Below are 12817 nucleotides of genomic sequence, written 5' to 3' on the forward strand. Positions count from 1 at the left end.
ATCATGATTCGCTTAGTTTTGAAATATCGAGAGAGATATTTCAAAACTTATTGACAAAAGGCTTGGGTTAGGGCTAGAATCGAGCTGTATTAATTTTTAAATATGAATACGAATATTTAAAAACTTATATGCAGAATAGGTTACTTGATACGGAGGGACTATTTTATGAGAATATTGGTGTATGGGGCCGGAGTTTTGGGAAGTTATTTAGCCCATGTGCTGGTGCGCGGAGGCAACAATGTGACCATGCTGGCCAGAGGAGGGCGGCTGGATGAATTGCAAAAGAACGGGAATGTCATCCGGCATTATTTCCAATTCCGTACCACGGCTGATAAGGTAAATGTGATCAGTGAATTGCAGCCAGAGGATATCTACGACCTTGTTTTTGTAGTGATGAAATATCCGGATTTCCGAGCGGTACTGCCTGCTCTTGCAGCGAACCATAGCAGTCATATAGTCCTCGTAGGGAATAATGCCAGCCCCTCAGAGATGCGCGATTATCTGGAAACCCACAGTTCGGTGAAGAAACAGGTTGCCTTCGGGTTTCAGTTGAGTGCTGGCTGGAGGGAGAACGGCCGGGTGAACTGCGTACGAGCTCCAAAGGTGCAAATGACCATTGGCGGTTTAGGTGAGGAGCTTTCTTGGCGGGCGGTGATTGACCAAGCTTTTGTGAACACGAAATATAAATTAGTCTACCATAACCATATGGATGAATGGCTGAAAAGCCACTTTGTGATGATCCTGCCTCTGAATTTCATTGCCCCTTCTTATAATGGGGACTTACGCAAGGCTATAAAAGACAACATGCTGCTTCATCATGTCATAGCTGCTGTAGATGAGGGCCATCAAGTCTTGGAGAAGCTCGGATATACTGTTGCACCTGCGAGTCAAATCAAATTGGCCCGGGAACAACGGAAAATGTTCTATATCCTGCTGAAGCTTATGCTGTCCACCCCTGTCGGCAAAATTCTCCTGGGTGATAAAGCAGTGTCCGCTGACGAGATGTCTGCATTATATCAAGCCTTCAATGATTTAAAGAGCAGAGCGAACATTCCCACACCTCATTGGGATACGCTCGAAAATTATTCTCCGCTCCCGCAGAGGTAACCCTTCCGCAACAAAAATCCCCTTCAAGCTCACTCTTCCACATACTGATGTATGGGTTTGAAGGAGTGACTGCTTGAAGGGGATATTATCCAGCCTTACTGGCCTTATACGTAAACTGTATAATCGTGGTGCTGCAGCAGAATCTTCGCCCGCTCCATATCATTCTCCTGGCGGAAGGACAGGCGCATAATGCCCGGAACATCCTCCCGGCTCTCGATAATCTGAACATTACTAAGGTTGATGCCCTGATCACCCAGTTCCGTAGCGATCCGTCCGATAATCCCGGGATGATCGGGAACATCGATATGCAGATCGAACAACGGAGTAATCATTCCTTTGCGCCGTTCCGGCAGTTGGCTGCGGAAACCACCTGCTTCAAGGAATGCTTCTTCAATGCCTTCCCCATCCGCATTCTCCAGCAATTGAACGAATGACGAAACCTCATCATTCCAATCCCTCAGCAGCCGAAGCATAACTGAGCGGTTGTTCAGCAGAATATCACGCCAGATGATTGGATCACTGGACGCAATTCTTGTAATATCACGGAAGCCCCCTGCCGCCAAAGTGCTGTACAGGGAATCAGTATCGTCATATGCGCGGATCTGATTCACCAGCGCAACTGCAATAATATGCGGCAAATGGCTGATGGCCCCGACAATCTCATCATGGCGCTCGGGATTAAGCCGGACAATCTGCGCTTTGGTATGTAGAAGCAAAGCTTCAAGGGCCTGATACGCTTCCTCCGGCACTCCCGGCGGTGGTGTCAGGACATAATAGGCATTCTCGAACAACAGTGAAGATGCAGCCTCCACACCGGAGCGTTCCGACCCGGCCATTGGATGCCCGCCAATAAAATGCACCCCGGGCAGGTTCAGTGAAACCGCACAGGCGGCAATCGTGGCCTTGGTGCTGCCAACATCTGTAATGATACAACCGGGCTTCAAAGGAAGCTTACTAAGCCGTTGCAAGTAATCTTCTAGCATGCCTACAGGCACGCACAAAAAAATGAAATCAGCGTCCAGCGCCGCTTCCTCAAGAGAAAGTGTGGCTTGATCGACCACGCCTCTGCTGACGTACTTTTTTGCCGATTCAGGACGGTGGGCATGGCCCGTAACGGTCAGACCCTCCTTGCCTTTGAAGCAAAGGGCCAGTGAGCCTCCGATCAGACCGACACCGAAAATTGCTATTTTTGTCGTCATGTTCTTTGAACTACCCGCCTTCTGTAGATTCGTCTTGTCAGTTGGTCCTTAGACCTGTACTCCCTGTTCCTGGAGCGCCTGTTCCAGCGCAGTAATGAACGCCTTATTCTGTTCCGCCGAACCGACGGTGACACGAATATAGGTAGGGTACAGCTTTTGTCCTGCTCTGACAATGATTCCCTGCCGCAGCAATGCATCAAAAACACCATCAGCCGGTTTCCGTACATCCACCATAATGAAATTCCCATGTGCCGGGAAGAATGCAAGGTCCAGCCGTTTGAATTCAGCTTGGAGCTGTACGATACCTGCACTGTTAAGACGGCGGCACTCCTGTACATACTCCTGATCAGCCAGTGCAGCCAATGCTCCGACCTGAGCCAGACGTGTAGTATTAAACGGCTCCCGAACCTTGTTAATCAACGAAATAATCGTCGGACTCGCCACCCCATAGCCGATACGAAGTGCAGCCAGGCCATAAATCTTGGAGAATGTCCGGAGTACAACCAGGTTCGGATAGGATTCAAGCAGCTTGATTCCATTGGAATACGAAAGATCGGTCACATATTCAAAATATGCCTCATCCAGAACAACCATCACCCCTGCCGGTACAGCATTCAGGAAAGTGACAAGCGCTTCCTCCGGTACAATCGTTCCGGTTGGATTATTGGGATTGCAGATCCAGATAATTTTGGTGCGCTCTGTAATGCGGGCCAGCATGGCGTCCAAATCATGTGTACCATTTACCAGAGGCACTTCAATGGAGACGGCGCCTTCAATATCAGCATTGCTTTTATATACGGAAAAGGTCTGATCTGCCATAATCGTCTCGTCTCCCGGCAGGAAAAACGCACGGGCAATCAAGGCGATAATCTCATCGGAGCCGCAGCCAAAGATGATATTATTGCTCTGAACACCAAGATGATCAGCCAGTGCAGCGGTCAATTCGGCCGCCGAGCCGTCAGGATAGAGATTCAGATGATCAAGCTCTGCCATGATCGCTGCTCTTGCACTTGGTGAGGAACCATACGGGTTCTCGTTCGAAGCCAGCTTAATGACATCGTTTAAACCAAGCTCTTTCTTTACTTCCTCAATAGGCTTTCCCGGTTTGTACACAGGAAGGTTAACGATATTCGGTTTCGGGTTCATGAAAGGTCCTCGCTCTCCATAAATATTACAACGGGTACAGGTCTGCCAGCAGACGTTATGGTTTCAATTGTGCCACAAATTCACGAATTTGCAACAGGCCATCACTTCGGGTAGCCGGATTATCCAGAAGCGGTATGACATCCTCGACCTTGCGGACAATAGCACTGCCTACTACTACTCCATCACAGATGCGGGCAAACCGCGCCACCTGCTCGGCGGTCGATATACCAAAACCTACCGCCACAGGAAGATCAGTAGCTTGACGGACAGATGCTATGAATTCATCCACTCCGGTATGAAAAGAAGAACGTTCTCCTGTGACTCCAAGCGAGGAAACGCAGTAGACGAAACCACTGGCCCCGGAGACAATACGGGCAATCCGTTCGCTGGAGGTAGGTGCTACAAGCGGAATCAGATTTACTCCGGCAGTCCGGCTCCGCTCACGCATGTCCGCTGACTCTTCAACCGGGAGATCAGGAATAATCAGACCACTGATCTCATGGGCATCAAGCAGAGAGAAAAAGTTGTCCAGTCCCATTTGCATGACCGGATTGTAATAAGTAAAAAGGATAAATGGCAGTTTGCTTCCAGCCTGGCGTGCTTTTAACGCGGTTTCCATGCAGGTGCGAAGATGTATATTGCCGCGCAGCGCTCTGGAAGAGGCCCGCTGGATCACCGGACCGTCCGCCAGCGGATCAGAATAAGGCACACCCAGCTCCAGGATATCTGCGCCTGCCGCTTCCAGCTCAGCGATGATCGCAAGCGTCGTCTCCAGATCCGGATCGCCTACAGTCAAGAAAGGAATTAGCGCCGTCCGGCCCTCCTCTTTCAGCTTACGGAAGGTCAAATCCATCCGGTTCGTTGTTTCGGTTGTCATCACTTACCCGCTCCTTCTGTGTAGGCCATAATCGACTCAACGTCTTTATCGCCGCGTCCCGACAAACAGATTACCACGATATCGTCCTTGGTCAGAGTCGGTCCGAGCTTCGTTACATGCGCGATAGCATGGGCAGATTCAAGAGCCGGAATAATACCTTCTGTTACGCAAAGCAGCTTGAGGGCTTCCAGGGCTTCATCATCCGTAACCGGCACATATTGCGCCCGATGAACATCCTTAAGATAGGAATGCTCAGGGCCTACTCCCGGATAGTCCAGTCCGGCCGAGATCGAATGTGCCTCCTGTACCTGTCCATGTTCATCCTGAAGCAAATAACTAAGTGAACCCTGGAACACCCCTTGGGTACCTTTACTCATGGTAGCCGCGTGGAACGGAGTATCAACGCCTTTGCCGGCAGCTTCCACCCCGATCATCCCCACCTGCTCATCCTCCATGAACGGGTAGAACATACCGATCGCGTTGCTGCCTCCTCCTACTGCCGCTACCAGAAGATCCGGCAGCCTTCCTTCGGCCTCCAGAATCTGCCGCCGCGTCTCATCGCCGATAATCCGCTGGAAATTGCGGACCATCATCGGGTATGGATGAGGGCCTACAGCAGAACCCAGCACGTAGAAGGTGTCCTCAACGTTGCTCACCCAGTAGCGAAGCGCTTCATTCCCAGCGTCCTTGAGTGTCCGCGAACCGGAGGTCACAGGAATGACTTCTGCCCCTAGCAGCTTCATACGGAACACGTTCAAAGCCTGACGGCGAGTGTCCTCTTCACCCATGAACACCTTGCATTCCATCCCTAGCAGAGCCGCTACTGTGGCCGTGGCAACCCCATGCTGGCCTGCTCCGGTCTCGGCGATCACTTTGGTTTTACCCATCAATTTGGCAAGGATGCCCTGGCCAATTGCATTGTTGATTTTGTGTGCTCCGGTATGGTTAAGGTCTTCACGTTTTAAATATATTTTAGCCTCTCCCAGATGCTTACTGAAGCGCTCAGCATAATACAGAGGGGTCTCACGTCCAGAGTATTGCTTGAGCAGATAATCTACTTCCTTCTGAAAAGCCGGATCTGCGGAAAACCTGTTGTAGGCCTCCTCCAGCTCGATCAGTGCATTCATCAACGTTTCAGGAACGAAGCGGCCTCCAAAAGAACCAAAACGTCCATTCTTGTCCGGTACTTGTATCATGATTGCTTCACCCTTTCCACAAAAGCTGTTATTTTAACGATGTCCTTCATTCCATCGCTCTCTACTCCGCTTGAAACATCCACACCATATGGAGCATAGCCATTCAACAGTTCACGCACATTATCCGGATGCAGTCCACCCGCTACAAATAAGGGCAGACCATATTCAGAAGCTTTCTGTTGATACGCTGGAATCCTCTCCCACTCAAACGTTCGACCCAAGCCGCCGCTGCCGGCCGGGTCATATGTATCCAGCAGGAGGGCATCTATCGTACCGGCATATTGCTGCAAAGTATGAGGGCCGTTCCCGGCAGAGTTAGCTTCACTATCGGCTACAGAAAGAGCCTTCCATACCTGCACCTGCGGAAAAGCTGCTTTGACGGCCCGGCAATAGTCTGCACTCTCCTGGCCATGCAGCTGAACAACATCCAGTGGCACCGTAGAAAGTATTGAGGCTAGCTCATCAAGTGAAGGATTCACAAACACTCCAGCCGCAAGGGGGGGCTTCCCGTTCTCCCATCCAGCAAGTTCAGCTATGAGCTCTGATGCATGCTCAGGACTGACCTTGCGACGGCTCTCAGCAAACACAAATCCCACATAATCCAGAGGTAATCGCTTCATAGATTTTAGCACTTCAACGTCCTGAAGTCCACAGATTTTTACCACCGCCTCAGCCATGTGCGGCACGTTCCTTTCCTTCCGGCAGCGAACCCAGCAGTTCGTTCACTGCTTGTTCCACATCCGGCTGGCGCATCAGATACTCTCCCACCAGAACACCGATCGCTCCTGTAGTCTTCAGATAATCGATATCAGCAGGTCCGGCTATTCCACTCTCGCTGATCACAGGAACTGTGGCGGGAAGAAGCGCAGCAAGTTCCGCTGTTGTGGCTAATGCGGTTTCGAATGTTCGCAAATTCCGGTTGTTGATGCCTAGCAGAACCCCCGGATGTTCTACCTTTCCGGTCGCCAGAACCATTTCCAATTCGCTCCGGTCATGAACCTCAATCAGTATATCAAGTCCCAGCTCCGCCGCTATGTCGGTGAAGGAAATTAGTTGTTCTGGTGTCAGAATCGCTGCTATCAGCAATATGGCATCCGCCCCCAGGAGACGCGCTTCGTAGATCTGACGTTCGTCAATGATGAAATCCTTGCGCAGCAGTGGAAGATTTACGGCTTCCCTTGCCTGCTGAAGATATGCGCTGCTGCCCTGAAAATAGTCTTTATCCGTAAGGACTGATAAACAATCCGCTCCTCCCGCTGCATAGCCCTGAGCTATGGATACCGGATCGAAATCCGCCCGGATCAGTCCTTTGGAAGGCGAAGCCTTCTTCACCTCGGCAATTAGCCCCATAGATCGGTTCCGCGATTTTGTAAGCGCGTTGCGGAACCCTCTCGTTGGTGGCAGTACTGCAATCTGCCGCTTGGCCTCTTCTATAGAGAACGTCTTACTTAAGGCTTCTACTTCCTTGACTTTGGTGGCGACAATCCGTTCAAGATACATAATCAAGCTCCTTCGTCATGGCTTTAAGCTGCTCCAGCTTCAGCAGCGCAGCACCGGAATCCACTACAGTTCTAGCCTTATCTACACCTTCTTTTAACGTATCTGCAAGTCCAGCTACATAAATGCAGGCACCTGCATTGGCAAGAACAATATCACGGTATGGATTCAGTCCGCCTTGCAGCACTCCGGTGATTATAGCCGCATTCTCCGCCGCGTCACCGCCAAGCACATCCTCCAGCGGATGCGTGCTTAATCCCAGTTCCTGTGGATTGATCTCATACGTGGTTACTACACCATTCTTCAGTTCGGACACCTGGGTGGGTGCTGAAATACTGATCTCATCCAGACCATCCAGACTGCTCACAATCATCGCCCGTTTGGACCCCAGCTCTTTCAGGACATTAGCTACAATTTCTGTTTTGTCCCGGTCGTAGATACCCATCAGCTGACGGTCAGCCCCTGCCGGATTGGTTAGCGGCCCCAACATATTGAACACCGTGCGGAACCCGAGTTCTTTTCGGGGGGCTGCGGCATGCTTCATCGATGGATGATAGATTTGGGCAAACAGGAAACAAATACCTATACTTTCCAAACACTGAACGGCCTGATCTGCATTTAGATGAATATTGACTCCAAGCGCCTCAAGCACATCGGCGCTGCCCGCTCTGCCCGATGCGGAACGGTTTCCGTGCTTGGCTACTCGGACGGAAGCTGCGGAAGATATTATCGCCGAGGCCGTGGATATATTGAACTTATGAATGCCGGAGCCTCCGGTTCCGCACGTATCCAGAAGCTGTGAGCGTTCTGTAAGCACATGTGTGCTGAATCCCCGCATCGCTTCCGCGAAGCCGGTGATCTCTTCAACTGTTTCCCCCTTGATCCGCAGCGCGGTCAGCAGAGAGCCTATCTGTACCGGTGAGGCCGATCCTTCCATAATTGTACCCATAATCTCGCGCGCCTGCACGCGGTTCAGATTCCGGCCCTCGATCAGAGCGGCTATTCCTGCTTGAATCAATTGGCTTGCATCCATCGTTATCTCCTCCTCATCATTATCCTTTAGATTCTATATTGGGTCATCCCTGATTTTAGATTCTATATTGGGTCATCCCTGATTAAGGGGTATATTCATACATGTAATCCTGGTTGATAACCTGCTTTTCTTTGATCTCTGACGGGAACATAGCCTCTGCCATCCGAATGGCCTTCAGCATCCCTTTAGCTTTGTTGACCGTCTCTTCATATTCCTTCTCCGGTACAGAATCCCAGACAATTCCCGCCCCAGCCTGAACATAAGCACGTCCTTTACGGAAAATAATGGTACGGATTGTGATACAGGAGTCCATGTTTCCGGAAAATCCAAGATACCCTATAGCTCCGGCGTATGCACCTCTTGCTTCCTGTTCCAGCTCTGCGATAATTTCCATCGCCCGCAGCTTCGGCGCACCGGAAACCGTGCCTGCCGGCAGACAGGAGAGGAAAGCATCGAAGAAATTCTTACCCTCGTCAAGTGTGCCTGACACATTGGAGACCATATGCATCACATGCGAGTATTTCTCTATTTCCATGAAGGAATCGCATTTCACCGTACCAAATTTTGAAACCCTCCCGAGGTCATTACGGCCGAGATCCACCAGCATCAGGTGTTCCGCCCGTTCCTTCTCATCCTCAAGCAGTTCAGCGGTCAGGGCCCGGTCCTGTTCTTCATTCTCCCCGCGGGGCCGGGTTCCGGCAATCGGACGGGTCTCTACACGGTTTCCATCGACTTTGACCAAGGCCTCGGGTGAAGTGCCCACGATAATTTCCTCATCCATTTTCAGATAATACATATAAGGCGAAGGGTTGAGCGTACGCAGCATCCGGTAGACATGCAGGGGTGATACTTCAGTTTCAATATGCAGCCGCTGGGACAGCACTACCTGAAAAATATCCCCGGCCCGGATGTATTCCTTCGCCTGTTCCACATTGCTGATATATTGTTCTTTGGTAAGATTAGAATGAATCTCACCAAGTTCGATGTCGTGGGGAATGCTGCGCCGGTTAACGTTCTCTTTGGGACCTTCCTTCTGCAGCTCTTCAGCCATATCCTCTAAGCGGCGGCTCAGCTCCTCATATCCGGCTCGGATATCGGAGTCTGTATCGCCATCCTTGATGTGCAGGTTTCCCACCAGCAGAATTTGCTGCTTCACATGATCGAACACAATAATACGGTCGCAGAACATGAACCGGATATCATCCATGTTCAAATCGTCCACTGCATGGGACGACAGCTTTTCATAATACTGCAGCAAGTCATATCCGAAGAATCCAATAGCACCGCCGGTAAAAGGAGGCATCCCTTCCAGCTTGGGACTGCGGTAGGAGCGAAGCAGTGCTTTCAGTTCTTCAACAGGTTTGCCGAGCACCTGTCTCTTCTCTCCGCCGACCTCAACATGGATCACGCCCTTTTTACCGGAAATCATCAGGAAGGGCTCACTGCCGATAAAAGAATACCGCGCCCATTGGATCCCGCCCTCTACACTTTCCAGCAAAAATGCCCGGTCCTGCTCGGCAAAACGCGAGAATAACCGGATGGGTGTCTCCATATCGGCGAGCAGCCTTTTCACTACAGGAATCAAATTATATTCCCGCGACAGAGACAGCACTTCTTCTACTTTTGGATGGGTCACTTGGGATACCTCCTTGGGATGTTGGTTTATATTGTCCGAAATACAGAAAAACCTCTACCGAAGTAGAGGTTTGTGTAAGTAAGTATATGAAAAAGCGCAAAGGACCGGCATAAAACCATCTGAATGGTTGCACTACTCTCATTAATGAATACAACTATAGTGCAAAATTAGCACCAAAGGGTACCCAAAAAAGAGATCTGCAAACAAACGGTATGCCTGTACTCAACTAAAATCCTGCACTCTGCTCAACTATACTCATCTCATCTAAACTAAACTCTGCTTCACTCGGCTAACTACACTATACATGATGACTTTGGTCTATGGCAACCCCGTACAGATAATTTGTTACTTCTTCTGTTAGAGATCCGGACGGAGCCTCTGGGCTTCATTTAGATAGACATGGCGGATATCCCGTTGTGACTTGTCCGTGTTCACCTGTACCATCAACCGGATGCACATAGGCAGGCCGCCTTTGACGGGTATTTCCACGGAGCACATCAAAGGCACCAGATCCCAGCCTTCAATTTCACGAATAGCACGTGCCGGAAAGGTAGCATCCAGATCACCGGTGACAGTAATCCATACACTACAGATATCTTCCGCAATGACATCATTACGCTCTACAATTTCGCGCAGCAGTACAACCGTTTCACGCAAAATCTCGTTTTCCTCATTATTGGATACGGTCGTTGCACCGCGAATACCCCGGTTCACCATGGGCTTCCCTCCTCCTTAAGCTGCGAGATAACCTCACGGACGGCACTTTGCTGCACATCATTTACGATACTGACAACGCCGATTGAATCCGGTACGATAAAAGTCATCTTGCCTTCCTTGAATTTCTTATCATGCATCATTGCTTCCATTAATTCATCCTCACTGTACTCCGCAGGCAGTCTTACAGGCAGCCCCAGTGCGGACAGCATCGAAACGGTATCCTCATAAATGGCTTGATCCCGGCCTAGCTTGGCAGCTAAAAGCGCAGACCCGGCCATTCCGATAGCGATGGCTTCACCGTGGAGAAATACTCCATATCCACCTACCGCTTCTATAGCGTGCCCGATCGTATGTCCTAGATTCAGAATCGCTCTTTGCCCATGCTCGCGCTCGTCATTACCAACAACTTCAGCCTTGATTGCACACCCTCGTTCCAGAGCGTAACCCAGCGCCTCTGCATTTAGAGCAAGGAGCGCAGAAGCATGCTCACGGCACCAGTAAGCAAACTCACGGTCCAGAATCAGACCATGCTTCACCACTTCGGCTAATCCGGAAGAGACTTGGCGCGGCGGTAGTGTACTCAGGGTATCCAGATCATAGACTACCATCGTGGGCTGATAAAAAGCTCCGATCATGTTTTTCGCCAGGGGATGGTTAACCGCTACCTTCCCACCCACACTGCTGTCGTGAGCCAGAATGGTAGTAGGAATCTGAACGAACCCTATTCCCCGCATGTAGGATGCGGCGACAAAGCCCGCCAAATCCCCAACTACACCGCCACCCAGTGCAAGTACCGCCGAACTGCGGTCCAGACCGGCCTGAATTGCCGTAGTAATAACATCTTCATACACAGCCAGGGATTTGGACGCTTCACCAGCTTCAATAACGTGGCTAACTACAGAATATCCCTGTTCCCGCAGGGAGGCCTCCACCACCGGAAGGTAACGTGGAGCCACTTCACTGTCACTGACGACGAGCAGTGGACTTCGGAGCGGGAATCCAGCCTGAACACATTGCCGCCCGATGTCCCGAAGGAGTCCGCTGCCAATATGGATCGGATAGGAACGTTCACCTAAGTCTACCGTAATGCTGCGCACCATCAGTAGCTCTCCAGTTGCGCCTGGTAGCTATTATAATTGGCTCTGATTTCCTCGATGGAATCGCCACCAAACTTATCCAGAAATGCCTTGGCGATTTCCCAGGCAACCACATTCTCAAGAACTACACAAGCAGCTGGTACAGCACAAGCATCGGAACGTTCCACCTGAGCAGTGAATGGCTCTTTGGTATCAATATCTACACTCTGCAGCGGCTTATACAGCGTCGGAATGGGCTTCATGACTCCGCGGACCACAACCGGCATTCCGTTAGTCATTCCGCCTTCAAAGCCGCCCAGACGATTGCTTGCCCGGTAGTATCCCCGGGAAGCTTCATACATGATCTCATCATGAACCTGGGAGCCCCGCAGCTTGCCTGCTTCAAAGCCAATGCCGATTTCAACACCTTTGAAGGCATTGATGGACATTACTGCTCCCGCTATGGCACTATCCAGCTTACGGTCATACTGCACATAGCTGCCCAGACCAACAGGCAGGCCCTCGACGATACATTCCACAATACCGCCAATGGAGTCGCCTTCCTCCTTGATCTTGTCTATGTAAGCTTCCATCTTCTGCTCAGTCTCTTTATCCACCACTCTCACAGAAGAAGCTTCAGTCTGCTCAATCAACTCATCAATAGGCAGATCATTGGCAGGCGCCTCAATCTCACCGATACGGATGACCTGTCCTGCGATCTTTACTCCGAACGCTGCGAGTAGCTGACGGGCCACTGCCCCAACTGCTACTCTTGCTGCCGTTTCACGGGCACTGGAGCGCTCCAGAACATTACGCAGGTCAGTCAGGTTATACTTCAATCCGCCATTCAGGTCCGCATGTCCAGGACGAGGACGGTTGACGCGTCGCTTCTCTTCATCGCTGCCAGGGATAGGTTCGATATTCATAATATTCTTCCAGTGAGTCCAATCCTTATTCTCAACCACCAGAGCCACCGGGGCACCTGTTGTATTACCATGGCGCACACCGCCGACGATTTCTGCAGTATCCTTCTCAATCTGCATCCGGCGTCCACGCCCGTACCCTTTTTGCCGCCGCTGCAGTTGAAAATTGAGCTCTTCAAAATTAAGTGTCAAATTGCTGGGCAGTCCTTCAATAATGGCTGTTAGCTGGGGGCCGTGCGTTTCCCCCGCTGTTAAATAGCGTAAACTCATGCTGCGTTCCCCCTTCACACTTTTAAACTGTAAACCGCTAAAATGTTAAATGTCTTTGCTCATTATAGTATAGGGAATCCGCTTTGACAAGAAAGGGATACGTCCGGCATACCCTCTATCAGCACGAAAAAGAACAGCGC

At 50.7% G+C, this 12817-nt stretch carries 12 protein-coding genes; 1 reads left to right on the forward strand and 11 read right to left on the reverse strand.

Annotated features, from left to right (window positions below; all coding sequences use genetic code 11):
• Positions 1-165 precede the first annotated feature (165 nt).
• Entirely contained in the window at positions 166-1107 is a 942-nt protein-coding gene (locus A3842_RS20455) for a ketopantoate reductase family protein (protein ID WP_074102566.1), read from the forward strand.
• A 104-nt stretch (positions 1108-1211) separates the two neighbouring features.
• On the opposite strand, the gene A3842_RS20460 is transcribed toward A3842_RS20455, so the two are convergent.
• The 11 genes from A3842_RS20460 to aroC form a co-directional block, all read right to left on the reverse strand.
• The gene (locus A3842_RS20460) at positions 1212-2306 is read right to left on the reverse strand and encodes a prephenate dehydrogenase (RefSeq protein WP_074102567.1); all 1095 of its coding nucleotides are present in this window, start codon (positions 2304-2306) and stop codon (positions 1212-1214) included.
• A gap of 48 nt (positions 2307-2354) precedes the next feature.
• On the reverse strand, positions 2355-3452 hold the full coding sequence (gene hisC / locus A3842_RS20465; protein WP_074102568.1) for a histidinol-phosphate transaminase: 1098 nt from the start codon (positions 3450-3452) through the stop codon (positions 2355-2357).
• 55 nt (positions 3453-3507) lie between these two features.
• On the reverse strand, positions 3508-4329 hold the full coding sequence (gene trpA / locus A3842_RS20470; RefSeq protein WP_074102569.1) for a tryptophan synthase subunit alpha: 822 nt from the start codon (positions 4327-4329) through the stop codon (positions 3508-3510).
• Complete coding sequence (gene trpB / locus A3842_RS20475) at positions 4329-5525, reverse strand: tryptophan synthase subunit beta (RefSeq protein ID WP_074102570.1); 1197 nt, start codon at positions 5523-5525, stop codon at positions 4329-4331. Before trpB ends, trpA begins: the two co-directional genes overlap by 1 nt.
• The gene (locus A3842_RS20480; protein ID WP_074102571.1) at positions 5522-6202 is read right to left on the reverse strand and encodes a phosphoribosylanthranilate isomerase; all 681 of its coding nucleotides are present in this window, start codon (positions 6200-6202) and stop codon (positions 5522-5524) included. Before A3842_RS20480 ends, trpB begins: the two co-directional genes overlap by 4 nt.
• Positions 6195-7025 carry an indole-3-glycerol phosphate synthase TrpC gene (trpC, locus tag A3842_RS20485; RefSeq protein WP_074102572.1) on the reverse strand — a complete coding sequence of 277 codons (831 nt, stop codon included), beginning with the start codon at positions 7023-7025 and terminating at the stop codon, positions 6195-6197. The genes A3842_RS20480 and trpC overlap by 8 nt, the downstream gene beginning before the upstream one ends.
• Complete coding sequence (gene trpD / locus A3842_RS20490; RefSeq protein ID WP_074087624.1) at positions 7015-8055, reverse strand: anthranilate phosphoribosyltransferase; 1041 nt, start codon at positions 8053-8055, stop codon at positions 7015-7017. The genes trpC and trpD overlap by 11 nt, the downstream gene beginning before the upstream one ends.
• An 82-nt stretch (positions 8056-8137) precedes the next feature.
• Entirely contained in the window at positions 8138-9691 is a 1554-nt protein-coding gene (gene trpE / locus A3842_RS20495) for an anthranilate synthase component I (RefSeq protein ID WP_074102573.1), read from the reverse strand.
• A gap of 357 nt (positions 9692-10048) precedes the next feature.
• Positions 10049-10408, reverse strand: a complete 360-nt coding sequence (gene aroH / locus A3842_RS20500) for a chorismate mutase (protein ID WP_074087622.1) — start codon at positions 10406-10408, stop codon at positions 10049-10051.
• On the reverse strand, positions 10402-11508 hold the full coding sequence (aroB, locus tag A3842_RS20505) for a 3-dehydroquinate synthase (RefSeq protein ID WP_371916013.1): 1107 nt from the start codon (positions 11506-11508) through the stop codon (positions 10402-10404). Before aroB ends, aroH begins: the two co-directional genes overlap by 7 nt.
• On the reverse strand, positions 11508-12677 hold the full coding sequence (gene aroC / locus A3842_RS20510) for a chorismate synthase (protein WP_074102574.1): 1170 nt from the start codon (positions 12675-12677) through the stop codon (positions 11508-11510). The genes aroB and aroC overlap by 1 nt, the downstream gene beginning before the upstream one ends.
• Positions 12678-12817 lie beyond the last annotated feature (140 nt).

This window comes from Paenibacillus sp. P3E (assembly GCF_001909045.1).
GTDB classification, from domain to species: Bacteria; Bacillota; Bacilli; order Paenibacillales; family Paenibacillaceae; genus Paenibacillus_AQ; species Paenibacillus_AQ helianthi.

What these genes read in the sequence shown, in the direction of transcription:
- A3842_RS20455 (WP_074102566.1), top strand. Translation starts at nt 166, where the DNA reads ATGAGAATATTGGTGTATGGGGCCGGAGTTTTGGGAAGTTATTTAGCC.
- A3842_RS20460 (WP_074102567.1), bottom strand. Translation starts at nt 2,306, where the DNA reads ATGACGACAAAAATAGCAATTTTCGGTGTCGGTCTGATCGGAGGCTCA.
- hisC (WP_074102568.1), bottom strand. Translation starts at nt 3,452, where the DNA reads ATGAACCCGAAACCGAATATCGTTAACCTTCCTGTGTACAAACCGGGA.
- trpA (WP_074102569.1), bottom strand. Translation starts at nt 4,329, where the DNA reads ATGACAACCGAAACAACGAACCGGATGGATTTGACCTTCCGTAAGCTG.
- trpB (WP_074102570.1), bottom strand. Translation starts at nt 5,525, where the DNA reads ATGATACAAGTACCGGACAAGAATGGACGTTTTGGTTCTTTTGGAGGC.
- A3842_RS20480 (WP_074102571.1), bottom strand. Translation starts at nt 6,202, where the DNA reads ATGGCTGAGGCGGTGGTAAAAATCTGTGGACTTCAGGACGTTGAAGTG.
- trpC (WP_074102572.1), bottom strand. Translation starts at nt 7,025, where the DNA reads ATGTATCTTGAACGGATTGTCGCCACCAAAGTCAAGGAAGTAGAAGCC.
- trpD (WP_074087624.1), bottom strand. Translation starts at nt 8,055, where the DNA reads ATGGATGCAAGCCAATTGATTCAAGCAGGAATAGCCGCTCTGATCGAG.
- aroH (WP_074087622.1), bottom strand. Translation starts at nt 10,408, where the DNA reads ATGGTGAACCGGGGTATTCGCGGTGCAACGACCGTATCCAATAATGAG.
- aroB (WP_371916013.1), bottom strand. Translation starts at nt 11,508, where the DNA reads ATGGTGCGCAGCATTACGGTAGACTTAGGTGAACGTTCCTATCCGATC.
- aroC (WP_074102574.1), bottom strand. Translation starts at nt 12,677, where the DNA reads ATGAGTTTACGCTATTTAACAGCGGGGGAAACGCACGGCCCCCAGCTA.